27 protein-coding genes and 1 pseudogene are annotated in these 22,931 nt (G+C 63.5%); 13 read left to right on the top strand and 15 right to left on the bottom strand.

The window, feature by feature from the left end; genetic code table 11:
• Positions 1 to 72 precede the first annotated feature (72 nt).
• Positions 73 to 624 carry a DNA-3-methyladenine glycosylase I gene (locus BGP85_RS12910; RefSeq protein WP_103448375.1) on the top strand — a complete coding sequence of 184 codons (552 nt, stop codon included), beginning with the start codon at positions 73 to 75 and terminating at the stop codon, positions 622 to 624.
• A 40-nt stretch (positions 625 to 664) separates the two neighbouring features.
• A complete protein-coding gene (locus tag BGP85_RS12905; RefSeq protein ID WP_103448374.1) occupies positions 665 to 1,552 on the top strand; it encodes a lysophospholipid acyltransferase in 888 nt (295 codons plus the stop codon).
• Between the two features lie 117 nt (positions 1,553 to 1,669).
• On the opposite strand, the gene BGP85_RS12895 is transcribed toward BGP85_RS12905, so the two are convergent.
• The 5 genes from BGP85_RS12895 to def are packed head-to-tail and all read right to left on the bottom strand — an operon-like array spanning position 1,670 to position 6,193.
• Positions 1,670 to 1,978 (bottom strand): tetratricopeptide repeat protein, encoded by a 309-nt coding sequence (locus BGP85_RS12895; RefSeq protein WP_103448372.1) that lies wholly within the window; start codon positions 1,976 to 1,978, stop codon positions 1,670 to 1,672.
• Between the two features lie 11 nt (positions 1,979 to 1,989).
• Positions 1,990 to 3,363 (bottom strand): Trk system potassium transporter TrkA, encoded by a 1,374-nt coding sequence (trkA, locus tag BGP85_RS12890; RefSeq protein WP_099816075.1) that lies wholly within the window; start codon positions 3,361 to 3,363, stop codon positions 1,990 to 1,992.
• Between the two features lie 23 nt (positions 3,364 to 3,386).
• Positions 3,387 to 4,697, bottom strand: coding sequence for a 16S rRNA (cytosine(967)-C(5))-methyltransferase RsmB (gene rsmB / locus BGP85_RS12885; protein ID WP_103448371.1), 1,311 nt, complete (start codon positions 4,695 to 4,697; stop codon positions 3,387 to 3,389).
• Entirely contained in the window at positions 4,694 to 5,626 is a 933-nt protein-coding gene (gene fmt / locus BGP85_RS12880) for a methionyl-tRNA formyltransferase (RefSeq protein WP_103448370.1), read from the bottom strand. Before fmt ends, rsmB begins: the two co-directional genes overlap by 4 nt.
• Positions 5,627 to 5,686: 60 nt before the next feature.
• Positions 5,687 to 6,193, bottom strand: a complete 507-nt coding sequence (def, locus tag BGP85_RS12875; RefSeq protein ID WP_003260000.1) for a peptide deformylase — start codon at positions 6,191 to 6,193, stop codon at positions 5,687 to 5,689.
• 207 nt (positions 6,194 to 6,400) lie between these two features.
• On the opposite strand from def, the pseudogene dprA reads away from it, so the two are divergent.
• A pseudogene (gene dprA / locus BGP85_RS12870) lies at positions 6,401 to 7,497 on the top strand (DNA-processing protein DprA).
• Between the two features lie 42 nt (positions 7,498 to 7,539).
• Positions 7,540 to 8,097, top strand: coding sequence for an L-threonylcarbamoyladenylate synthase (locus BGP85_RS12865; RefSeq protein WP_011953122.1), 558 nt, complete (start codon positions 7,540 to 7,542; stop codon positions 8,095 to 8,097).
• A 378-nt stretch (positions 8,098 to 8,475) separates the two neighbouring features.
• Here the strand turns inward: BGP85_RS12865 and BGP85_RS12860 are convergent, their stop codons facing one another.
• A complete protein-coding gene (locus tag BGP85_RS12860; RefSeq protein WP_103448369.1) occupies positions 8,476 to 9,453 on the bottom strand; it encodes an NADPH:quinone reductase in 978 nt (325 codons plus the stop codon).
• 135 nt (positions 9,454 to 9,588) lie between these two features.
• On the opposite strand from BGP85_RS12860, the gene hemF reads away from it, so the two are divergent.
• Together hemF and aroE are read left to right on the top strand one after the other, a co-directional pair.
• Positions 9,589 to 10,500 carry an oxygen-dependent coproporphyrinogen oxidase gene (gene hemF, locus BGP85_RS12855; protein WP_103448368.1) on the top strand — a complete coding sequence of 304 codons (912 nt, stop codon included), beginning with the start codon at positions 9,589 to 9,591 and terminating at the stop codon, positions 10,498 to 10,500.
• A 25-nt stretch (positions 10,501 to 10,525) separates the two neighbouring features.
• A complete protein-coding gene (gene aroE, locus BGP85_RS12850; protein ID WP_103448367.1) occupies positions 10,526 to 11,350 on the top strand; it encodes a shikimate dehydrogenase in 825 nt (274 codons plus the stop codon).
• A gap of 134 nt (positions 11,351 to 11,484) precedes the next feature.
• Here aroE and choX read toward each other — a convergent pair whose 3' ends face one another.
• Positions 11,485 to 12,426, bottom strand: a complete 942-nt coding sequence (gene choX, locus BGP85_RS12845; protein WP_103448366.1) for a choline ABC transporter substrate-binding protein — start codon at positions 12,424 to 12,426, stop codon at positions 11,485 to 11,487.
• A 14-nt stretch (positions 12,427 to 12,440) separates the two neighbouring features.
• Positions 12,441 to 13,958: a choline-sulfatase gene (betC, locus tag BGP85_RS12840; protein WP_103448365.1), complete on the bottom strand. Its 1,518-nt coding sequence runs from the start codon at positions 13,956 to 13,958 to the stop codon at positions 12,441 to 12,443.
• A gap of 108 nt (positions 13,959 to 14,066) precedes the next feature.
• Here betC and BGP85_RS12835 point away from each other — a divergent pair, with 108 nt between their 5' ends.
• On the top strand, positions 14,067 to 14,966 hold the full coding sequence (locus BGP85_RS12835) for a choline sulfate utilization transcriptional regulator (RefSeq protein ID WP_103448364.1): 900 nt from the start codon (positions 14,067 to 14,069) through the stop codon (positions 14,964 to 14,966).
• Positions 14,967 to 14,998: 32 nt separating this feature from the next.
• Here the strand turns inward: BGP85_RS12835 and BGP85_RS12830 are convergent, their stop codons facing one another.
• Complete coding sequence (locus tag BGP85_RS12830; protein WP_103448363.1) at positions 14,999 to 15,544, bottom strand: NAD(P)H-binding protein; 546 nt, start codon at positions 15,542 to 15,544, stop codon at positions 14,999 to 15,001.
• 54 nt (positions 15,545 to 15,598) lie between these two features.
• Here BGP85_RS12830 and BGP85_RS12825 point away from each other — a divergent pair, with 54 nt between their 5' ends.
• The gene (locus tag BGP85_RS12825; RefSeq protein ID WP_103448362.1) at positions 15,599 to 15,931 is read left to right on the top strand and encodes a DOPA 4,5-dioxygenase family protein; all 333 of its coding nucleotides are present in this window, start codon (positions 15,599 to 15,601) and stop codon (positions 15,929 to 15,931) included.
• 104 nt (positions 15,932 to 16,035) lie between these two features.
• Here the strand turns inward: BGP85_RS12825 and trpA are convergent, their stop codons facing one another.
• Together trpA and trpB are read right to left on the bottom strand one after the other, a co-directional pair.
• On the bottom strand, positions 16,036 to 16,845 hold the full coding sequence (trpA, locus tag BGP85_RS12820) for a tryptophan synthase subunit alpha (protein WP_103448361.1): 810 nt from the start codon (positions 16,843 to 16,845) through the stop codon (positions 16,036 to 16,038).
• Positions 16,842 to 18,059, bottom strand: a complete 1,218-nt coding sequence (gene trpB, locus BGP85_RS12815) for a tryptophan synthase subunit beta (protein WP_085676592.1) — start codon at positions 18,057 to 18,059, stop codon at positions 16,842 to 16,844. The genes trpA and trpB overlap by 4 nt, the downstream gene beginning before the upstream one ends.
• A 110-nt stretch (positions 18,060 to 18,169) precedes the next feature.
• Between trpB and BGP85_RS12810 the strand changes: the two genes are divergently transcribed.
• On the top strand, positions 18,170 to 19,066 hold the full coding sequence (locus BGP85_RS12810; protein ID WP_103448360.1) for a LysR family transcriptional regulator: 897 nt from the start codon (positions 18,170 to 18,172) through the stop codon (positions 19,064 to 19,066).
• Here BGP85_RS12810 and BGP85_RS12805 read toward each other — a convergent pair.
• Positions 19,063 to 19,386, bottom strand: coding sequence for a DUF883 family protein (locus BGP85_RS12805; RefSeq protein WP_054884402.1), 324 nt, complete (start codon positions 19,384 to 19,386; stop codon positions 19,063 to 19,065). The genes BGP85_RS12810 and BGP85_RS12805 overlap by 4 nt on opposite strands.
• A gap of 150 nt (positions 19,387 to 19,536) precedes the next feature.
• Here BGP85_RS12805 and BGP85_RS12800 point away from each other — a divergent pair, with 150 nt between their 5' ends.
• Both BGP85_RS12800 and BGP85_RS12795 read left to right on the top strand, forming a co-directional pair.
• Complete coding sequence (locus BGP85_RS12800) at positions 19,537 to 19,752, top strand: dodecin (RefSeq protein WP_103448359.1); 216 nt, start codon at positions 19,537 to 19,539, stop codon at positions 19,750 to 19,752.
• A gap of 105 nt (positions 19,753 to 19,857) precedes the next feature.
• On the top strand, positions 19,858 to 20,079 hold the full coding sequence (locus tag BGP85_RS12795) for a DUF1161 domain-containing protein (RefSeq protein ID WP_103448358.1): 222 nt from the start codon (positions 19,858 to 19,860) through the stop codon (positions 20,077 to 20,079).
• A gap of 37 nt (positions 20,080 to 20,116) precedes the next feature.
• On the opposite strand, the gene BGP85_RS12790 is transcribed toward BGP85_RS12795, so the two are convergent.
• A complete protein-coding gene (locus BGP85_RS12790; RefSeq protein ID WP_103448357.1) occupies positions 20,117 to 21,121 on the bottom strand; it encodes an LLM class flavin-dependent oxidoreductase in 1,005 nt (334 codons plus the stop codon).
• Between the two features lie 154 nt (positions 21,122 to 21,275).
• On the opposite strand from BGP85_RS12790, the gene BGP85_RS12785 reads away from it, so the two are divergent.
• Positions 21,276 to 21,701, top strand: coding sequence for an OsmC family protein (locus BGP85_RS12785; RefSeq protein ID WP_103448356.1), 426 nt, complete (start codon positions 21,276 to 21,278; stop codon positions 21,699 to 21,701).
• Between the two features lie 73 nt (positions 21,702 to 21,774).
• Complete coding sequence (locus tag BGP85_RS12780) at positions 21,775 to 22,008, top strand: DUF1161 domain-containing protein (RefSeq protein WP_027917153.1); 234 nt, start codon at positions 21,775 to 21,777, stop codon at positions 22,006 to 22,008.
• Between the two features lie 31 nt (positions 22,009 to 22,039).
• On the opposite strand, the gene BGP85_RS12775 is transcribed toward BGP85_RS12780, so the two are convergent.
• Complete coding sequence (locus BGP85_RS12775) at positions 22,040 to 22,453, bottom strand: PA0061/PA0062 family lipoprotein (RefSeq protein ID WP_103448355.1); 414 nt, start codon at positions 22,451 to 22,453, stop codon at positions 22,040 to 22,042.
• Between the two features lie 55 nt (positions 22,454 to 22,508).
• The gene (locus BGP85_RS12770; protein WP_103448354.1) at positions 22,509 to 22,922 is read right to left on the bottom strand and encodes a PA0061/PA0062 family lipoprotein; all 414 of its coding nucleotides are present in this window, start codon (positions 22,920 to 22,922) and stop codon (positions 22,509 to 22,511) included.
• Positions 22,923 to 22,931 lie beyond the last annotated feature (9 nt).

Here is a 22,931-nt window from a genome sequence, read left to right as displayed (position 1 = left end):
GTATCTGGGGATGCGGATGTAAAGAGCGGGAGTATAACCTGATTCGCCTCGCCCTCTACTCATTGGAGCCTTATGCCACGCTGCTTTTGGTGTACCGACGATCCGTTGTACCAGGCCTACCACGACCAGGAATGGGGAACGCCACAGCGTGACCCGGCGTTGCTGTTCGAGATGCTTTTGCTCGAAGGGTTCCAGGCGGGGCTTTCGTGGATCACCGTTTTGCGCAAACGCGAGCGTTATCGCGAGGTGATGCATGGCTTCGACCCCGTGAAACTGGCGGCCATGAGCGACGAACGAATCGAGGAGCTTATGCTGGATGCGGGCATCATCCGCAACCGCCTCAAGCTCAAGGCTGCCCGGCGCAACGCGCAGGCCTGGCTGGCTGTGGATAACCCCGCCGATTGGCTCTGGTCGTTCGTGGGCGGCGAGCCGAAGATCAACCACTTCCAGGGCCGTGGCGACGTGCCGGCGGTCACCGACGAAGCCAAGGCCATGAGCAAGGCCCTGCAGAAAGCTGGCTTCACCTTCGTCGGCCCGACCATCTGCTACGCCTTCATGCAGGCGACCGGCATGGTCATGGACCACACCACCGATTGCGATCGCTACGCCGCCTTGTTGCGCTGAGGGGTTACAATGCGCGCCTTGCTGAAATAAGGAATTGCCTGTGGAAAAGTTCAAGGGCGCCCTGATGGTCGGGGTGCTGCGTCTGTTTGCCAAGCTGCCCTGGGGCGCTGTGCAGCGCGTCGGCGCCGGTATCGGCTGGCTGATGTGGAAAGTCCCCAACGGCTCGCGCAATGTCGTGCGCATCAACCTGGCCAAGTGCTTCCCGGAGATGGATCCGGTCGAACGCGAGCAACTGGTCGGCCGTGCACTGAAGGATATCGGTAAATCCTTCGTCGAAAGCGCCTGTGCCTGGATCTGGCCGCCGCAGCGTTCGCTGGAGCTGGTCAAGGAAGTGCACGGCCTGGAAGTGCTGGAGCAGGCCCTGGCTTCGGGCAAGGGCGTGGTTGGTATCACCAGCCACCTGGGCAACTGGGAAGTGCTCAACCACTTCTACTGCAACCAGTGCAAACCGATCATCTTCTACCGCCCGCCGAAGCTCAAGGCAGTGGACGACCTGCTGCGCGAGCAGCGAGTGCAAATGGGCAACCGCGTGGCGCCTTCGACCAAGGAAGGCATCCTTAGCGTGATCAAGGAAGTGCGCCGCGGCGGGCAGGTGGGTATTCCTGCCGACCCGGAGCCGGCGGAATCGGCGGGGGTGTTCGTGCCCTTTCTGGGCACGCAGGCGCTGACCAGCAAGTTCGTGCCGAACATGCTGGCCGGTGGCAAGGCGGTGGGGGTGTTCCTGCACGCGCTGCGGCTGCAGGACGGGTCGGGCTTCAAGGTGTTCCTGGAGGCGGCGCCGGAAGAGATGTACAGCACCGACGTGAACGTATCGGCAGCGGCCATGAGCAAGGTGGTCGAGCGCTATGTGCGCGAGTACCCGAGCCAATACATGTGGAGCATGAAGCGCTTCAAGAAGCGCCCGGCAGGCGAGCCGCGCTGGTATTGAGACCCTGGGGGCACTTTGTGCCCCATTCGCGGGACAAGCCCGCTCCTACAAGGAATCGCGGTCTCCTGTAGGAGCGGGCTTGCCCCGCGAATGGGCTGCAAAGCAGCCCCGGCGATCTCAGACCTTGTTCAATTTCTTCAGGAACACGGTCATCTCTTTCTCAGCCTGCTTGTCCCCATGGGCTTGAGCCGCAACAATCCCGTCTTCCCACGCCTTGCGCGCCGCCGCCAGGTCACCGACCAGCTGATACGCCTTCCCCAACAGCTTCCAGGCCGCCGAGTACTTCGGATCCTGCTCCACACACACCGCCAGGTGCACCGCCGCTTCTGCGCCATTGCCCTCGTCCAGCCAGGCCTTGCCCAGGCCAAACCTCAGCAGCGGGTTATCCACACCCTTGGCCAGCATTTTCTCCAGCGATTCACGCATGCCGTCTTCTCCTAGAAGAAACTCAAGCCGACGTGGAACAGCTTCTCCACATCGCGAATGTGCTTTTTATCCACAACGAACAGGATCACATGGTCGCCCGACTCGATCACCGTGTCGTCGTGGGCGATCAGAACTTCCTCGTCGCGGATGATCGCGCCGATGGTGGTGCCCGGTGGCAAGGCGATGTTTTCCACAGCCTTGCCGACCACCTTGCTCGACTTCGAATCGCCGTGCGCCACCGCCTCGATGGCCTCGGCCGCACCGCGGCGCAGCGAGTGCACGCTGACGATATCGCCGCGACGCACGTGCGCCAGCAAGGTGCCGATGGTGGCCAGCTGCGGGCTGATGGCGATGTCGATTTCGCCGCCCTGCACCAGGTCGACATAGGCCGGGTTGTTGATGATGGTCATGACCTTGCCCGCGCCAAGGCGCTTGGCCAGCAGCGACGACATGATGTTGGCTTCGTCGTCGTTGGTCAGGGCCAGGAAGATGTCGGCGTCGGCGATGTTCTCTTCGAGCATCAGGTCCTTGTCCGAGGCGCTGCCCTGCAGCACTACGGTGCTTTCCAGGGTATCGGAGAGGTGCCGGCAGCGTGCCGCGCTCATCTCGATGATCTTCACCTGGTAGCGGCTCTCGATGGCTTCGGCCAAGCGCTCGCCAATCTGCCCGCCCCCGGCGATGACAATGCGTTTGTTGGTCTCGTCGATGCGGCGCAGCTCGCCCATCACGGCGCGGATGTCCTTCTTCGCCGCGATGAAGAACACTTCGTCATCGGCTTCGATCACTGTGTCGCCGCGTGGGGTGATCGGCCGGTCGCGGCGGAAGATCGCTGCGACGCGGGTATCGACGTTGGGCATGTGCGCGCGGATCTGGCGCAGCTGCTGGCCCACCAGCGGGCCGCCGTAGTAGGCCTTCACCGCCACCAGCTGGGCCTTGCCCTCGGCAAAATCGATCACCTGCAGCGAGCCTGGGTGTTCGATCAGGCGCTTGATGTAGTTGGTCACCACCTGCTCGGGGCTGATCAGCACATCGACCGGGATGTGGTCGTTGTCGAACAGCTCTTCGCGGGTCAGGTAGGCCGATTCGCGCACCCGGGCGATCTTGGTCGGGGTGTGGAAAAGCGTATAGGCCACCTGGCAGGCGACCATGTTGGTTTCGTCGCTGTTGGTCACCGCCACCAGCATGTCGGCGTCGTCGGCACCGGCCTGGCGCAGCACCGTCGGCAGCGAGCCGCGGCCCTGCACGGTACGGATGTCCAGACGGTCGCCGAGGTCGCGCAGGCGGTCGCCATCGGTATCGACCACGGTGATGTCGTTGGCTTCACTGGCCAGGTGTTCCGCCAGCGTACCGCCTACCTGCCCTGCGCCGAGGATGATGATCTTCATCCGCTACTCCCTAACCGTTGTACTTACCCGCGCGAGGCGGCGATCTTGATCAGCTTGGCATAGTAGAACCCGTCGTGGCCGCCATCCTGGGCCAGCAGCTGGCGGCCGTGGGGCTGGCGCAGGCCGGCTTCGGTGGCCAGGTCCAGCTCACGGGCGCCTGGGGTGCGGGCGAGGAAGGCATCGATCACTTCGGTGTTCTCGGTGGGCAGGCTGGAGCAGGTGGCGTACAGCAGCATGCCTCCCACTTCCAGGGTCGGCCACAGGGCATCGAGCAGCTCGCCTTGCAGCGCGGCCAGGGCCGGAATGTCCTCGGCCTGGCGGGTCAGCTTGATGTCCGGGTGGCGACGGATCACACCAGTGGCCGAGCATGGCGCATCGAGCAGGATGCGCTGGAACGGCTTGCCGTCCCACCAGCTGGCGGTGTCACGAGCATCGCAGGCGATCAGCTCGGCATCGAGCTGCAGGCGGTCGAGGTTCTCGCGAACCCGGGTCAGGCGCTTGGCTTCAAGGTCGATGGCCGTCATGTGGGCCAGGTCCGGTTCGGCTTCGAGCAGGTGGCAGGTCTTGCCGCCGGGGGCGCAGCAGGCGTCCAGCACGCGCTGGCCGGGGGCCAGTTCGAGCAGGTCGGCGGACAGCTGCGCGGCTTCGTCCTGCACGCTGACCCAGCCTTCGGCGAAGCCTGGCAGGCCGCGCACGTCGCAGGCTTCGGCCAGCACGATGCCGTCACGGCTGTACTGGCAGGCGCTGGCGCCTACGCCGGCTTCAGCCAGCAACGCCAGGTAGGCGTCACGGCTGTGATGGCGGCGGTTGACCCGCAGGATCATCGGCGGGTGGGCGTTGTTGGCGGCGCAGATGGCCTCCCACTGCTCGGGCCAGAAGGCTTTCAGCGACTTCTGCAGCCAGCGCGGGTGGGCGGTGCGCACCACCGGGTCACGCTCCATGCCGGCGAGCAGTTCCTCGCCTTCGCGCTGGGCGCGTCGTAGCACGGCATTGAGCAGACCCTTGGCCCACGGCTTCTTCAGCTTGTCTGCGCAGCCGACAGTCTCACCGATGGCGGCGTGGGCCGGAATACGGGTGTAGAACAGCTGGTACAGGCCCACCAGCAGCAGTGCCTGCACATCGGCATCGGCAGCTTTGAACGGCTTCTGCAGCAGTTGCGCGGCCAGCAGATCAAGGCGTGGCTGCCAGCGGGCGGTACCGAACGCCAGATCCTGGGTCAGGCCCCGGTCGCGTTCTTCGACCTTGTCCAGCTGTGCTGGCAGCGAGCTGTTCAGCGAGGCCTTGCCGCTGAGCACAGCGGCAAGGGCACGGGCGGCGGCGAGGCGCGGGTTCATTGGCCCAGCACCTTGCCGGCAGCGAACTTCTCACGGCGGCTGTTGAACAGGTCGCTGAAGTTCAGCGCCTTGCCACCAGGCAACTGCAGGCGGGTCAGGCTCAGGGCCTGGTCACCGCAGGCGACGACGAGGCCGTCCTTGCTGGCAGAGAGGATCTCGCCTGGGGCACCTTTGCCTGTGGACAAGTTGGCAGCCAGCACCTTCACGCTTTCCCCGTCCAGGGTGCTGTGGCACACCGGCCAAGGGTTGAAGGCACGGATCAGGCGTTCCAGCTCGACGGCCGGGCGGCTCCAGTCGATGCGGGCTTCATCCTTGTTCAGCTTGTGTGCATAAGTAGCCAGGGCATCGTCCTGGACCTCACCCTGCAGTGAACCGTCTGCCAGGCCGGCGATGGCCTGGACCACAGCCGGCGGGCCCATTTCGGCGAGGCGGTCGTGCAGGCTGCCGCCAGTATCGTCGTCGCTGATCGGGGTAACCACCTTGAGCAGCATCGGCCCGGTATCCAGGCCGGCTTCCATGCGCATAACCGTCACGCCGCTCTCGGCATCGCCGGCTTCCACGGCGCGCTGGATCGGCGCCGCACCGCGCCAGCGTGGCAGCAAGGAGGCGTGGCTGTTGATGCAACCCAGGCGTGGGATGTCGAGGACCACTTGCGGCAGGATCAGGCCGTAGGCGACCACCACCATCAGGTCTGGCTTGAGCGCGGCCAGTTCGGCCTGTGCTTCGGCATTGCGCAGGGTTGGCGGCTGGAACACAGGGATGTCATGGGCCACGGCCAACTGCTTGACCGGGCTCGGCATGAGCTTCTGGCCACGGCCGGCAGGGCGGTCTGGCTGGGTGTAGACGGCCACGATCTCGTACGGGCTGTCGAGCAGGGCTTTGAGGTGTTCGGCGGCAAACTCTGGAGTGCCTGCAAAGACGATGCGCATGGAGTTCTCGCTTCCAAAAAGAAAAAGGCTTGCCGGAGCAAGCCTTCTGGGAGGTGGGGATCAGGCTTGCTGGCGGTGCTGCTTTTCCAGCTTCTTCTTGATCCGGTCGCGCTTGAGCTGCGACAGGTAGTCGACGAAAAGCTTGCCGTTGAGGTGGTCGAACTCGTGCTGCACGCACACTGCCAGCAGGCCTTCGCATTCCAGCTCGTACGGTTTGCCGTCGCGGTCCTGGGCCTTGACCCGCACACGCAGCGGGCGGTCGACGTTCTCGTAGAAGCCCGGGACCGACAGGCAGCCTTCCTGGTACTGGCCCATGTCGTGGGTCAGCTCTTCGACCGTCGGGTTGATGAAGACGCGCGGCTCGCTGCGGTCTTCGCTGAGGTCCATGACCACGACCTGCTGGTGCACATTGACCTGGGTGGCAGCCAGGCCGATGCCGGGGGCTTCGTACATGGTTTCAAACATGTCGTCGATCAGCTGACGCAGGGCGTCGTCGAACACCGTTACCGGTTTGGCAATGGTGCGCAGGCGCGGGTCCGGGAATTCGAGAATGTTCAAGATGGCCATAAGGTCAGGCAGTCACTGTGCGGTCGGTTGAAAACTGAGCACACATAATAAAGGGAAACGGGGATTTCAGCACCTGTGAAAGCTCGTCTAGGGTCTTTATAGGCCTGATAGTCGCCAAACGATGGACAGCTTTTCAAAGTGTTACCCACAAACTTATCCACAGGTTGTGCCACGTAGATGGCCCTGCTTTGATCAAGGATGATCCCCATGCCGAGTTACCATTCGTCGCCTTGTGCGCCTGCCGAACTGGAGGCGCGATTACGCTTGCATCGCCTGCCCGAGACGGGATTGCGACGCTTTCGCACTTTGCTGGAGGCCTTTGGCAGTGCTTCTTCCGCGCTCAGCGCACCCGGCCCCGCCTGGCGCGCGCTGGGTATTCCACAAGCCACCATCGATGCGCGGCGCAGTGCCGAAGTACGTGATGGTGCACTTGCTGCAATGGCCTGGCTAGAGCGCCCGGGCCAGCATTTACTGATGTGGGACGGCCCTGACTACCCTGCACTGCTTGGAGAAATCGACGATGCCCCACCGCTGCTTTTCGTGGCTGGCAATACAACACTGCTCGACCGGCCTCAGCTGGCCATTGTGGGCAGCAGGCGTGCCACACCCCCGGCACTCGACACGGCCAGGGCATTTTCCCGCTACCTGGCGCAGGCCGGTTTTACCATCACCAGCGGGCTGCCCTGGGCATCGATGGTGCCGCTCATCGGGCGGCGCTAGAGGTGGGCGGGAGCACCATTGGTGTACTGGGAACAGGCTTGCAAAAACTTTATCCACAACGCCACCGCGACCTTGCGCGGATGATGATCGACATGGGCGGGGCACTGGTATCCGAGTACCCGCTCGATGCCGGGCCGTTGCCGGGCAACTTCCCGCGGCGCAACCGCATCATCAGTGGCCTGTCGCTCGGCGTGCTGGTGGTCGAAGCCAGCCTTGCCAGCGGCTCGCTGATCACTGCCCGCCTGGCGGCTGAGCAAGGCCGCGAGGTGTACGCGATTCCAGGTTCCATCCACCATCCGGCGGCCAAGGGCTGCCACCAGCTGATCCGCGATGGCGCACTGCTGGTGGAAAGCGTGGAGCAGATTGTGGAAAGCCTGCGTGGCTGGCAGAACCTGCCGCCAGCGGTTGTGGATAAGCCGGCCCATCCGCTGCTTGCCCTGCTGCATGCCGCGCCACAGACTAGCGAGAACCTGGCCCATTTCAGTGGCCGGCCGCTGGCCGAGGTGCTGGCGCAGCTGACGGAACTGGAGCTTGAAGGCCGGGTCAGCAATGTCGCCGGGCGTTGGTTTGCCCGCGCCGGCTAAGTACACTGCGCGCAAGCAAGGTTAAAAGGCGGAGAGACGCAAATGGTGAGCAGTTTTCGTGTGCAACAAGCCGCACGTGAGATCCGGGCGGGCGCAGTGATCGCCTACCCGACGGAAGCGGTCTGGGGCCTGGGCTGCGACCCATGGAACGAGGACGCGGTGTATCGCCTGCTGGCGCTGAAGTCGCGGCCTGTGGATAAAGGGCTGATTCTGATCGCCGACAACATCCGCCAGTTCGACTTCCTGTTCGAGGACTTCCCTGAGGACTGGATTGACCGCATGGGCAGCACCTGGCCGGGGCCGAACACCTGGCTGGTACCGCACCAGGACCTGTTGCCCGAGTGGGTGACCGGGCAGCATGACACTGTGGCGCTGCGGGTCAGTGATCACCCGGTGGTGCGCGAGCTGTGTGCCTTGGTCGGGCCGTTGATTTCCACCTCCTGCAACCCGGGCGGGCGCCCGGCGGCCAAGACCCGCTTGCGGGTGGAGCAGTATTTCCATGGCCAGCTGGACCTGGTGCTTGGGGGAGCGCTGGGCGGACGGAAGAATCCGAGTGTGATTCGGAATCTGGCTACTGGTGAGGTCGTGCGGCCGGGCTGATACCGCTGGCGGTTGTACCTCAAGCGGCTCTGTAAGCTGAAAAAGAAAGTGTAAGGGCTGACAGGTGCCTGCCTTTGAATTTTCAGCGCCTGTGAGATCGAGCGCCGCCCGCGCGGCGCATCGCGAGCTGTTGCTCGCTCCTACGTTTGTTTCGTGCCAGTCAATTCTATGCGCTTTGCGCGCGAACGCCTTTGGTGCCTGGCTCGATATTGCGTCGTACCAACAAGGCGGTCGCGCACGACTGGCACAGGCGTAACTGGCCAGAAACAAACGTAGGAGCGAGCGACAGCTCGCGATGCGCCGCGTGGGCGGCGCTCGGTCTGATAGGCGAAGACGCTCCATCGGCGAGTGTCTACAGGCTCAAGTGCAGTGTTCGGCTCAAGGTAGCAGAACGGTAGAGCCGACAGTCCTGCGCGCCGACAACTCCTCTTGCGCCTTCGCCGCCTCACTCAACGGATACCGCTGCTGGATATCCACAACCAGCTTCCCACTGGCAATCATCGCAAACAGGTCATCAGCCATGGCCTGGGTGTTCTCGGCATTGTTGGCATAGGTCGCCAAGGTCGGCCGGGTCACATACAGCGAGCCCTTCTGCGACAGGATCCCCAGGTTCACCCCGCTCACCGCCCCCGAGGCATTGCCAAAGCTCACCATCAACCCGCGCGGCTGCAGGCAGTCCAGCGAGGTCAGCCAGGTGTCGGCACCGACGCCGTCATACACCACCGGGCACTTCTTGCCATCGGTCAGCTCCAGCACCCGCTTGGCCACGTCCTCGCGGCTGTAGTCGATGGTCGCCCACGCCCCCAGCGCCTTGGCCCGCTCGGCCTTTTCGGCGGAGCTGACGGTGCCGATCAGCTTGGCGCCCAGGGCCTTGGCCCACTGGCAGGCCAGCGAACCGACGCCACCCGCTGCGGCGTGGAACAGGATCACGTCGCCCGGCTTCACCTCATAGGTCTGCTTCAACAGGTACTGCACGGTCAGCCCCTTGAGCATCACCGCTGCCGCCTGCTCGAAGCTGATGTTGTCCGGCAGCTTGACCAGGTTGGCCTCCGGCAGCGTATGCACTTCGCTGTAGGCGCCCAGCGGGCCGCCGGCATGGGCCACACGGTCACCGACCTTCAACCGGGTCACGCCCTCGCCCACTGCCTCGACCACGCCTGCCGCCTCGGTACCCAGGCCAGAGGGCAAGGATGGCGGCGCGTACAGCCCGCTGCGGAAGTACGTGTCGATGAAGTTCAGGCCGATCGCATGGTTGCGCACACGCACCTGCTGCGGCCCGGGTGGGGCGGGTTCGAATTCCACAAGTTGCAGCACTTCCGGGCCGCCGTGCTGGCTGAACTGGATACGCTTGGCCATCTCGCACTCCTGTTGTCGGGATCGGGAAAAGGCCTTCTATCGGACGCCTTTGCTTGATCGCCGTCAACTGCGGCGCGCGCGCCGGCGGTGGTATGCTACGCGGCGAATTCTTCCCTGCCCGTTCCTGGTGACCCGATGACTAGCCGCACCGAGGCCGTGAAAGCCTACCTGCTCGACCTGCAAGACCGCATCTGCTCTGCCCTCGAAACCGAAGACGGCGGCGCCCGCTTCGTCGAGGACGCCTGGGTGCGCGAAGCCGGTGGCGGGGGCCGCACGCGGGTGATCGGGGATGGCAAGCTGATCGAGAAAGGCGGGGTCAACTTCTCCCACGTGTTCGGCGCCGGCCTGCCACCATCGGCCAGCGCCCACCGCCCCGAGCTGGCAGGCCGTGGCTTCGAAGCCCTGGGCGTGTCGCTGGTGATCCACCCGCACAACCCGCATGTGCCGACGTCCCATGCCAACGTGCGTTTCTTCATTGCCGAAAAGGAAGGTGAAGAAGCGGTGTGGTGGTTCGGCGGCGGCTTCGACCTGACCCCGTACTACGGCAACGAGGAAGACTGCATTCACTGGCACCGCGTCGCCGAGCAGGCCTGCGCACCGTTCGGTGCTGAGGTGTACCCGCGCTACAAGGCTTGGTGCGACCGCTACTTCCACCTCAAGCACCGCGGCGAGCCGCGTGGCATCGGCGGCCTGTTCTTCGATGACCTGAACGAGTGGGACTTCGACACCTGCTTTGCGTTCCTGCGTGCCATCGGTGATGCCTACGTCGAGGCCTACCTGCCGATCGTCCAGCGCCGCAAGAACACCCCCTTCACCCCGCAGCAGCGCGAATTCCAGGAATACCGCCGCGGCCGCTACGTAGAGTTCAACCTGGTCTACGACCGTGGCACCCTGTTCGGCCTGCAGTCTGGTGGCCGCACCGAGTCGATCCTCATGTCGCTGCCGCCACAAGTGCGCTGGGGTTACGATTGGAAGGCCGCGCCCGGCAGCGAGGAGGCACGCCTGACCGAATACTTCCTGCAGGACCGCGACTGGCTCGGCCAGTAAGCCTGTGGATAAACAAGGAATCGCCATGGACCAGTATGTTGTTTTCGGTAACCCCATCGGCCACAGCAAGTCGCCGCTGATCCACCGCCTGTTCGCCGAGCAGACCGGCCAGGACCTGGAATATGCCACCTTGCTGGCGCCGCTGGACGAGTTCAGCGATTGCGCGCGCGGCTTCTTCAAGCAAGGCAGCGGCGGCAACGTCACCGTACCGTTCAAGGAAGAGGCCTACCGTCTGTGCGACAGCCTCACTCCACGTGCCCAGCGCGCGGGAGCGGTGAACACGCTGAGCAAGCTGGCTGACGGCACATTGCAGGGCGACAACACCGACGGTGCCGGCCTGGTGCGCGACCTGACGGTGAACGCCGGAGTCGAACTGGCCGGCAAGCGCATCCTCATCCTCGGGGCCGGTGGCGCCGTGCGCGGCGTGCTGGAGCCGATCCTGGCACACCAGCCGCAGTCGCTGGTGATTGCCAACCGCACCGTGGAGAAGGCCGAGCAGCTGGCGCGGGAGTTCGATGAACTGGGGCCGGTGGTGGCCAGTGGGTTTGCCTGGTTGCAGGAGCCGGTGGACGTGATCATCAACGCCACCTCGGCGAGCCTGGCCGGTGAATTGCCGCCGATTGCCGACAGCCTGGTCGAGGCGGGGCGCACGGTGTGCTACGACATGATGTATGGCAAGGAACCGACGCCGTTCTGCCAGTGGGCTACCCAGCTGGGGGCGGCCAAGGTTCTGGATGGGTTGGGGATGTTGGCTGAGCAGGCGGCGGAAGCCTTCTTTATCTGGCGTGGGGTACGACCGGATACGGCGCCGGTGCTTGCTGAACTGCGCCGCCAGTTGGCTCGGGGCTGATATTTGCGAGCCTGCACATTACCCATGTAGGAGCGGGCTTGCCCCGCGAACACCGGCGAAGCCGGTGCCATGTACCGTGTTGCCTTCTTCGCGGGACAAGCCCGCTCCTACAGGGATCTATGCCGGAGCGAGTATTAGAGCTTGGTTTTGACGGCCTCCAAGGCATCGCCATCAGCCTTGGTGGTCACCCCCGCCAACCACCCTTCCAATAGCTCGGGGTGCTGTTTCACCCAAGCCTTGGCCGCCTCATCAAAGCTGATCTTCTTATCCACAACCTCCGCCATGATTGTGTTTTCCATGTCCAGGGTGAAACTCAGATTGCCCAGCAGCTTCGCCGCATTCGGGCAGGCTTGTGGATAACCCTTGCGGGTCAGTGTGAACACCTCGCCCTGGCTGCCGAACCACTTCTCCCCGCCCGTCAGGTAGTGCATCTTCAGCTTCACGTTCATCGGGTGCGGCGTCCAGCCGAGGAAGGTGATGAACTGCTGTTTCTTCACCGCCCTGTCCACCTGCGCCAGCATCGCCTGCTCGCTGGACTCCACCAGCTTCCACTGGCCCAGGTTGAATTCGTTCTTGTCAATGATTTCCTTCAGCGACAGGTTCGCTGGCGCACCGGAGCCGATGCCATACAGCTTCTTGTCGAACTGGTCAGCGTGCTTTTGCAGGTCGGCAAAATCCTTCACCCCGGCATTCCATACGTAATCCGGTACCGCCAGGGTGAACTGGGTGCCTTCCAGGTTGCGCGACAGCTGCTGCACATCGCCATTGGCGATGAACTTGTCATGGAAGCCCTGATGCGCCGGCATCCAGTTGCCGAGGAAGGCGTCGACCCGGCCGTCCTTGAGGCCGCCGTATATGATCGGTACCGCCAGGCTGTCGATCTTCACCTGGTAGCCGAGGCTTTCCAGCAGCAGCCGGGCGACGGCGTTGGTCGAGGCGATGTCGCTCCAGCCGGGGTCGGCCATCTTCACGGTGTTGCATTGTGCGTTGCTGTCGGCGGCGTGGGCCGTGGCGGTGGCGGTGGCTAGAGCCAGAGGCAGAGCCAGGGCGAATACGGCGGTGGAGAACTTGTGCATGGCGGCCTCTCTTCTCAATCCATGGGGGCGGGCTGTGGATAACGTGCCTTGCGCTCGAGGTCGTCGAGATCGATATGGTTGCGCATGTACTGTTGGCTGGCCTCCACCAGCGGTTGGTGGTCCCAGCTTTTCAGCTTGCCGATTGCCAGCGCCTCGGCCACCAGGCGGCGGCGGCGTTGGCTGGCCAGGACTTGCTGGCGCAGGCCGGGGATATCCCAGCGGTGCTGTGCTTCCTCGACAAATGCCTGCAGCAGCGCCTGGTGGTCCGGGCTGCCGGTGAGGTTCTCCCGCTCGTGCGGGTCGCGGTTCAGGTCATAGAGTAGGCAAGGGTCGTCTTCGCTGTACACGAATTTGTATGGCCCACGGCGAATCATCATCAGCGGGCCGACGGTACCTTCGGCCATGTATTCGCCGATCACTTCGTCGTGGCCGCCCTGCCCTTGCAGGTGGCCGAGCAGTGAGCGGCCGTCCAGGTGCAGATGGTTATCCACAGCGCCGCCGGCCAGTTCGACCAGGGTCGGCAGCACGTCGCAGGTCGACACCGAGGCGCTGATGCGGCTTGCGCAGAAGCGTTTGGGCGCGTGTACCAGCAGGGGGACGCGTGCCGACATCTCGAACCAGTGCATCTTGTACCAGAGGCCGCGCTCGCCCAGCATGTCGCCGTGGTCGCCGGAGAACACGATCAGGGTATCGTCGGCCAGGTTGCATTCCTCCAGGGTCTCCAGCAGTTGGCCGATGTTGTCATCGATGTAGCTGCAGGCGCCGAAGTAGGCGCGGCGGGCGTCGCGGATCTTGTCCACAGGCAGCGGCTTGTTCCACAGGTCGTAGACCTTGAGCAGGCGTTGTGAATGAGGGTCGAGCTCTGCCTGGCTGAATTCAGCGCGGGGCATGGGGATATCCACAGCCTCGTAGCGATCCCAGTAGCGTTTGGGGATAGTGTACGGGTCGTGCGGGTGCGTCATGGACACGGTCAGGCAGAACGGCCGGCCATCGTTTTCGCGCACGTGGTCGTAGAGGTACTGGCGCGCCTTGAACACGACCTCCTCGTCGAAGTCCAGCTGGTTGGTGCGCACGCAAGGACCGGCCTGCAGCACCGAGGACATGTTGTGGTACCAGCTCGGGCGCACGTCCGGCTCATCCCAGTTCACCGCCCAACCGTAATCAGCGGGGTAGATGTCGCTGGTCAGGCGCTCTTCATAGCCGTGCAGCTGGTCCGGCCCGCAGAAGTGCATCTTGCCCGACAGCGCGGTGCGGTAGCCCAGGCGGCGCAAGTAGTGTGCATAAGTCGGTACGTCGGCGGGGAAATCGGCTGCGTTGTCGTAGGCGCCGATACGGCTTGGCAGTTGTCCGCTGACCAGGGTGAAGCGTGACGGTGCACACAGTGGGCTGTTGCAGTAGGCCGAATCGAACACCACCGCTTGCTCGGCGAGGCGGCTCAGGTGGGGCATCTGGATAGGCGAAGGGCCATGGATTGGCAGCAAAGGCGCGGCCATCTGGTCGGCCATGATGAACAGGATATTCGGGCGCGTCATGGTGGCTTCCATCGTTGAGGGTTATGCGAACCGCTTGCCTACCAAGATGCGACTGTGAATAACATGGGTAAAGCCCATGGCGGGCAATGTCTGGGATTAGCTGAGCTTATGTTTGATCACCTTGCCGAGTTATCGCTGGATGCTTTGCGCGTATTCGAGTCTGCGGCCCGCTTGCGTGGCTTTACCGCAGCGGCGCTGGAGTTGGGCACTACGCAACCAGCGGTGAGCCAGCAGGTGAAGCGCCTGGAGGCGCAGCTAGGCACCCGCCTGTTCGACCGTATATACCGTGGCATCGAGCTGACCGAGGCGGGCCAGCTGCTGTTCGAGCAGGTGCACCAAGGCCTGCAGGCGATGGATGACGGCATTGCCCAGGCCAGTGGGCGCGGCCAGCGTGAAGTGCTGCAGGTGGCCACCGACTTTGCCTTCGCGGCGTTCTGGCTGATGCCACGGCTGCAGCGCTTTCACGAGACTTATCCACAGGTCGATGTGAGCCTGGTGACCGGTGAGCGCAGCCAGGGGATGCTGCGCCCGGATATCGATGTGGCAGTGCTGTTTGGTGATGGGCGCTTCCATCAGGGCGAGAGCCGTTGGCTGTTCGACGAGGAGGTTTTCCCGGTTTGCAGCCCGCGGCTGATTCATGGCAAACCCTTGTCAGCCGAGGCTTTGCAACGGTTGCCATTGCTCCATTTGCGCGGTGAGCAGGCCAGCCGCTGGTTTGATTGGGCGGGGGTGTTTCGTGGGTTTGGCGTGGCCAGCCCGCCGCCGCCCGGGCAGTTGCGGTTTGATAACTACACCTTGCTGATCCAGGCGGCGATTGCCGGTCAGGGGGTGGCGATCGGCTGGGGGCACCTGGTGGATGGGCTGGTGGAGCAAGGATTGCTGTGCCGGCCGCTGGAAGGGAGTTTGCGCTCGGCGCGGGGGTATTACGTGGTGCTGCCGCCGCGCAAACGGCGCGGGGCCTTGATTGAGCGGTTCGTCGATTGGCTGGAGCAAGAGCGCAGTCTGTGAGATCCCTGGGGCTGCGCAGCAGCCCCGGCAATCTAGAGCACGAAGTTCAAATGCTCGCCCCGGTGCAAGTCCAGCTCCAGCATGTCCACCATCCCCGCCGCTATACGTGCCAAGCCCTCTTCCGAAAGTGCTGCTGGCATGTTGATCAGCGTCCAGCGCAACGAACTGCGCTGTAGCCCATCGACCACCTGATCAACGCATACGCGCTCCGCCTCGCTGTACTTGACGGGCTCATCGAGCACTTCAAAATCGCCCACCAGCAGCAGCCGGCGTATAGTCGTGCGGGCCAGTCCGGCCAGCAGCGCTCCGCTCGCCCGTGCTTGCGTCGCCAGATCACCCGGCGCCAGCAGCGCAATCACCGCCGAGCCCCCTGCCGCGCCCTGCTCCACCTGGTCGGCATCGCCCAGCGCACCTATCTTGAAATGCAGTCCAGGGCGTGGCGTATGACGGTTGAGGTCGTCGACTACCGCAATGACCTCGTGCTGGCGCGCCAGCAGCTCGATCATCAGGGCATTGCCCAGGCTGCTTTCAGCCCCGAACAACACCAGTTTGAACACTGGGGTTTCGGCATTTTTCACCGCATCACTCCCTTTGCAGGTGGGGTGATCGTTGGACCGCAATCAGGAGTTATCGTGCAGAGGATCAAGGGTTACCACGCCCATGTGTACTACGACGCATCCACTATCGAGCAGGCCCGTGAGCTTTGCGAGGAAGCGGCGCGGCTGTTCCCCGTGACCATGGGGCGCATGCACCAGAAACCGGTCGGACCGCACCCGGACTGGAGCTGTCAGCTGGCTTTCGAGCCGGAGTTCGTGGGGGTGGTGTTGCCTTGGTTGGCGCTGTATCGGAAGGGCTTGGTGGTGTTTCTGCATCCTCTCACCGGGGATGAGCTGGCGGATCACCGGGATCATGCAATCTGGATGGGGGCCGTGAGGCCTCTGAATCTGTCGATCTTTGGTGGGTAGACCGTACTAGCCTGTGCTGGGCTCTTCGCGGGGCAAGCCCGCTCCTACAGGGGTAGCACAGGGCCCGAATGCAGCGCTGTACCTGTAGAAGCGGGCGACGCGGTTTAGCGACGAGCGCCGCGCACGCCTTCAGCCAGTGCCGAGCACAGGCTCAATACATCGCTCACCGCCTGACCGGCATCCTTGGCCTGGGCAATCTTGTCGACCAGCGCCGAACCCACTACCACACCATCGGCCAAGCGGGCGATCGCGGCGGCCTGCTCCGGTGTACGAATACCAAAACCAACACTGATCGGCAGGTCGGTATGCCGACGCAGGCGGGCAATTGCCTCGGTCACGTGTTCGGTAGTCGCGGAACCAGCACCGGTCACGCCCGCAACCGAGACGTAGTAGACGAACCCGGAACTGCGTTCCAGCACGCGTGGCAGGCGCGCATCGTCGGTGGTCGGGGTGGTCAGGCGGATGAAGTCGATGCCCGCGGCCTGGGCCGGGGTGGCCAGCTCGGCGTCGTGCTCTGGCGGCAGGTCGACGATGATCAGGCCATCGACGCCTGCTTGCTTGGCTTCGGCAACGAACTTATCCACACCGAAGCGGTGGATCGGGTTGTAGTAACCCATCAGCACGATTGGCGTGGTGTGGTTATCCACACGGAATTCGCGAACCATCTGCAGGGTCTTGGCCAGGGTCTGGCCGGCTTCCAGGGCGCGCAGGGTGGCGAGCTGGATGGCCACGCCATCGGCCATCGGGTCGGTGAACGGCATGCCCAGTTCGATCACATCGGCGCCAGCTGCCGGCAGGCCCTTGAGGATCTGCAGCGAAGCGTCATAGCCCGGGTCGCCAGCAGTGACGAAGGTGACCAGCGCGGAGCGGCCTTGGGCCTTCAGTTCGGCGAAGCGTTGTTCAAGACGGCTCATGCCTGTTTCTCCTGGGCTGCCATGTGGTTCATCACGGTTTGCATGTCTTTGTCGCCGCGGCCGGACAGGCAGATCACCATCAGGTGGTCCTTGGGCAGGTTCGGTGCGCGCTTGATCGCTTCGGCCAGGGCGTGGGAGCTTTCCAGGGCCGGAATGATGCCTTCCAGACGGCAGGTAGCATGGAACGCATCCAGTGCTTCGTCGTCGGTGATGCTGACGTACTCGACGCGCTTCACTTCATGCAGGTAGGCGTGTTCCGGGCCGATGCCCGGGTAGTCGAGGCCGGCAGAAATCGAGTGGGCGTCGGTAATCTGGCCGTCTTCGTCCTGCAGCAAGTAGGTGCGGTTGCCGTGCAGCACGCCCGGTACGCCGCCGTTCAGGCTGGCGGCGTGCTTGTCGGTGTGCACGCCGTGGCCGCCGGCTTCGACGCCGATGATCTGCACGCTCGGTTCTTCGAGGAACTCATGGAACAGGCCCATGGCATTGGAGCCACCGCCGACGCAGGCGATCAGGCTGTCCGGCAGGCGGCCTTCCTTCTCTTGCAACTGGGCGCGGGTTTCCTTGCCGATGATCGACTGGAAGTCGCGGACCATCGCCGGGTACGGGTGCGGGCCGGCCACGGTGCCGATCAGGTAGAAGGTGTCGTCGACATTGGTGACCCAGTCGCGCAGGGCTTCGTTCATGGCGTCTTTAAGGGTGCCGGTGCCAGCGGTGACCGGGACGATCTCGGCGCCCAGCAGCTTCATGCGGAACACGTTGGCCTGCTGGCGTTCGATGTCGGTGGCGCCCATATAGATCACGCAAGGCAGGCCGAAGCGCGCAGCGACAGTGGCGGTGGCCACGCCGTGCATGCCGGCGCCGGTTTCGGCAATCAGGCGCTTTTTGCCCATGCGCTTGGCCAGCAGCACCTGGCCGATGCAGTTATTCACCTTGTGCGCGCCGGTGTGGTTCAGCTCTTCACGCTTGAAGAAAATCTTCGCGCCGCCGCAGTGTTCGGTCAGGCGCTCGGCGAAGTACAGCGGGTTCGGGCGGCCGATGTAGTCGCGCTGGAAGTAGGCCAGTTCTTCGAGGAACTTGGGGTCGGCCTTGGCCGCTTCGTATTCGCGGGCCAGGTCCAGCACCAGCGGCATCAGGGTTTCGGCCACGTAGCGGCCGCCGAACGAGCCGAACAGGCCGTTGGCGTCGGGGCCGGGACGGTATTGGGACTGGGTCATGGGGCGCTCCAGGGCGTAATCGATGAGTGATGGGCTTTACTCTAACCACGGCAAGGCCGGCTGAAAACCGATAAGATTGCGCAAACTTGTCAGAAAAACTCACAGGTAAAATGGCTCACGACCTCCCTCCCCTCAATGCCCTGCGGGCCTTCGAGGCCACTGCCAGGCTCAACAGCGTCAGCCAGGCCGCCGAAGCGCTGCACGTCACCCATGGCGCCGTCAGCAGGCAGATCAAGGTGCTTGAAGAGCACTTGGGCGTGGCCCTGTTCGTCAAGGACGGGCGTGGCATCAAACTCACAGATGCCGGCATGCGCCTGCGTGACGCCAGCGGCGAGGCGTTCGACCGCCTGCGCAGCGTGTGCGCCGAGTTGAGCCGGGATGTGAGCGAGGCGCCGTTCGTGCTGGGTTGTTCGGGCAGCTTGCTGGCGCGTTGGTTCATCCCCCGGTTAGGGCGCTTGAAGGCTGACCTGCCGGAATTGCGCCTGCACCTGTCGGCGGGTGAAGGCGACCTCGACCCACGCCGGCCCGGGCTGGATGCGTTGCTGGTGTATGCCGAACCGCCATGGCCTGCGGACATGCAGGTCCACGTGCTGGCGCAAGAGCGTATCGGCCCGGTGCTGAGCCCGCATTTCGCCGGCTTCGACCGCTTGCAGGCGGCACCCGCCAAGGCTCTCCTGGAAGAAGCGCTGTTGCACACCACCTCACGCCCGCAGGCTTGGCCAACCTGGGCGACAGAACAAGGGTTGGAGGCAGGCTCATTGCAGTACGGCCAGGCGTTCGAGCATCTGTATTACTTGTTGGAGGCCGCAGTTGCCGGCCTGGGTGTCGCAATCGCGCCACAACCCCTGGTTGCCGACGACTTGCGAGCGGGGCGCCTGAGTGCGCCGTGGGGCTTTTCGCCGACCCCTGCAGCACTGGCGTTATGGGTGCCTCGGCGCGCCGCGGATGGGCGCGCCGAGCAGTTGGCGCAGTGGCTACGCGCCGAATTGGCCAGGCAAACTGCTTAGTTGCGCTTGCACAGCAGGTACGCCGCCAGAAGGCCCAGCGCGCCAATGGCAACGCCTGCGGTGGTATACGGGTGCTCCTGGGCGTAGTCGCGGGTGGCGATGCCGGTCTGGCGGGTGCGCTCTTTGACTTCCTCGTAGGCGTCGCTGATCAGGCTGCGCGAATGGCGCAGCGCGCTTTCGGCGTTGCTGCGCATCGCCTTCACTGACTTCTGGGTTTCCTCGGAGGCATCGTGCTTCAGGTTCTCCAGGCTTTTCAGGAGGCTTTCGATCTCCGCTTCCATGCTTTCCAGGGACGTTTTACGCAGCGAGTTGCGGGGCATGTTGACTCTCCTTTGCAGTATGGACTGTAAGGATTGCGACCCCCGGGCTGCGGGAAAGTGCGATCGAACTTTACCGAAGGGCGGCGGCTCGCAGGTAAACCGGGCTTGCGCTGCTAGGCTCAATCTCACTGTCATCCAAGGAGAGCGCTCATGACCGATCATCACACGTACAAGAAGATCGAGCTGGTGGGTTCGTCCCACACCAGTATCGAAGAGGCGATCAACAATGCCTTGGCCGAAGCCGGCAAGAGCATCAAGCACCTGGAGTGGTTCGAAGTGGTCGATACCCGTGGCCATATTCGCGACAACAAGGCGGCACATTTCCAGGTCACGCTGAAGGTTGGCTTCCGCATCGCCAACAGCTGAAACATTCCCAGGCTGGAATAGCCTGGCGTGATGGCGTTATAACACCGGAGGGCGCCTTGGCGGCGCCCTTCTGGTCTTTTCTCATCTGTACAAGGAATGCGATCGATGAAGAAACTGTTGCTGGCGGTGGGTTTGATGGTGGTGGCCGGTGGGGCGATGGCTGCCGGCAAACCCTGTGAAGAGCTCAAGGCCGAGATTGCCTCGAAGCTCGATGCCAAGGGCGTGAAGGGCTACAAGCTGGAAATCGTCAAGAAAGGCGAGCCAGCTGGCAAGGTGGTTGGCAGCTGTGAGGCGGGTCGCAAGGAGATTGTCTACCGCCGCGGCTAAGGTGCTGGATTCTTCGCGGGCAAGCCCGCGAAGAAGCTCACTCGGCCTTGAGGGCCTGCGCCATCAGCTCATAGGACCGAATCCGGTCCGCATGCTCATACAGGTCACAGGTAAAGATCAGCTCATCCGCCCCGGTCTGCTCCAGCAGCACTTCCACCTTGGCCCGTACCTTCTGCGGGCTGCCGATCATCGCCAAGCCCAGGAAACTCCCCACGGCATCGCGCTCATGGGGCAGCCATAGCCCGTCCATGCTTGGTACAGGCGGTTTCTGCATCAGGCTCTGGCCACGGATCAGCGCCAGAATGCGCTGGTATACCGAGGTCGCCAGGTATTCGGCCTTTTCGTCGGTTTCCGCTACCACCATCGGAATCCCCAGCATCACATAGGGCTTGTCCAGCGTGGTCGACGGCTTGAAATGGTCGCGATAGATGCGGATCGCCTCATGCATGTAGCGCGGGGCGAAGTGCGAGGCAAAGGCGTACGGCATGCCGCGCATGCCGGCCAGCTGAGCGCTGAACAAGCTGGAACCGAGCAGCCACAGGGGCACGTCGGTATCGTGACCGGGCACGGCGATCACTTTTTGATCATCAGTGCGTGGGCCAAGGTAACGCGACAACTCCTCGACATCATCCGGGAAGTCATCGGCGCTGCCAGCACGGTCACGGCGCAGGGCGTAGGCGGTCATCTGGTCGGAGCCTGGCGCACGGCCCAGGCCCAGGTCGATCCGCCCTGGGTAGAGACTGGCCAATGTGCCGAACTGCTCGGCGATCACCAGTGGCGCATGGTTGGGCAGCATGATGCCGCCGGAGCCGACGCGAATGGTCGAAGTGCCGCCGGCCAGGTAGCCGATCAGTACCGAAGTCGCCGAGCTGGCGATGCCGTCCATGTTGTGGTGTTCGGCCACCCAGAAGCGGTTGTAGCCAAACCGCTCGACATGCCGGGCCAGGTCCAGCGAGTTGTGCAGCGATTGCGCCGGGCCTTTGTCGGCGCGCACTGGCACCAGGTCGAGGGTGGATATCTTCAGGTCACGCAGCTGCGTCATCGGAGCCTCCGCAAGGGTGGTTGGCCCGGAGGCCTTTTGAACTTTGTATGGGCAGATTCGAAGGATTCAATGCTCACTGTGCGATTGCTCTGAACTTGCCGCAGAACGCTGACCTCGAAAATGTGAGTAAGTAACCCTACGACCAGGAGGCATCATGAAAAAGACAGCATCGGCGATCTGGCAAGGTGGCCTGAAGGACGGCAAAGGCCTGCTTTCCACCGAAAGCGGCGCACTCAAGCAGAACCCCTACGGTTTCAACACCCGTTTCGAGGGATCGCCCGGGACCAACCCGGAAGAGTTGATCGGGGCGGCCCATGCCGGCTGCTTCTCGATGGCGCTGTCGATGATGCTCGGTGAAGCTGGGTTCACCGCAGACCGTATCGATACCATTGCCGAAGTCACGCTGGACAAACAACCCGACGGCTTTGCCATCACCGCCGTGCACCTGATCCTCAAGGCCAAGGTGCCGGGGGCCAGCGAGGCGCAGTTCCTCGAAATCGCCAACAAGGCCAAGGCCGGTTGCCCGGTGTCGAAGGTGCTCAACGCGAAGATCAGTCTGGACGCCGCATTGGTGGGCTAGGCGGCGCAACGGTGCCGGTTTGCTGTAGTCTAAACAGCGTCGGCAGCACAGCTGCCTTGCCAGGAGCCGCTCCATGATTCGCGTAGCAATCGCCGTGCTGGCTTCGCTTGTGGCCACTTCTGCATTGGCGGCGGTGAAACCGTGCGAAGAACTCAAGGCTGAGATCGAAGCCAAGATCCAAGCCCAGGGTGTGACGTCCTACACCCTGGAAATCGTGCCTAACAGTGAGGTCAAGGATCAGAACATGATCGTCGGCACCTGTGATGGCGGGACTAAGAAGATCATTTACCAGAAGAACGACCGATAAGTGAATGGGGCCGCACTGCGGCCCCATTGCTTTACGGAATGCAGAACACGTCGCTCGGCTCGTTCACCAGCACCTTGCGGCTGGCGTCGTACAGCAGCACCTGCGGGTCCATCACCGGTGCCCGCGCCTCCAGGCGATAGCGCTCGCCGGCCTTGAAGTCGTCGAAGCGCACGGTCAGGTAGCAGGTCCGATCCTTGGGGCTGGTAAGCATGCCGCCGGCATAGATTTCATAGTCGAATCGCACCACCAGTTCATGCTTGCCAGGGGTCAGCTGGAAGTAACGGCCATCGTCCAGACGCTGGCCGTCAAGGCGATCGGCCATGAGCAGGCGGCCAGGGGTAACGGTGTAGAGATCGACCCAGGCCTTGGCGGGGTCGACGGGCGGCAAGGGGCTGGCGCAAGCCCCCAGTGCACTGAGGGCGATCAGCATCATGGGCTGGCGCATGGCAAAACTCCCACTCGCGATACACGAGTTACAAGCATAGCGCCGTTTGTGCGCTTCAGGTGCGCTGGCAACCTGCTGGCAGGCCCTGCCCGACCAGTTTCTGCTGGTGGTCGTACAGCTTGATCCATGGTCGGAAGCCGATACTGCCGGCCTGCAGCTGGTAGCGCTGCCCGGCGTTGAAGTCCTTGAAGGTCAGCTTGACCTGGCAATCGCGCCACAATGGCTCGTCGACCGGGCCGATATTGCTCGGCGTGACCGGGAATTGATAGCGCACGGTCAGCTCATGGCTGCCGGGAGGCACTTCGAAATAGCGCGTGTCAGCCCAGTCGCGCTCATCCACCTGCTTCGCGTCCAGCGACGCTTCGTCATAGGGAGTGAGGTCTACCCAGGCCAGATTCGGGTCCGGGTCGGGCAGGGTTGAACAGGCAGAAACCAGCACCAGTGTGCCGGTGACCAACAGTGCACGCATGGCGAAACT

Origin of the sequence: Pseudomonas putida, from assembly GCF_002906855.1 — a bacterium.
GTDB lineage: Bacteria > Pseudomonadota > Gammaproteobacteria > Pseudomonadales > Pseudomonadaceae > Aquipseudomonas > Aquipseudomonas putida_N.
Note: the sequence above shows the minus strand (reverse complement) of the source record. Positions and strands in the feature narration are given on the sequence as shown.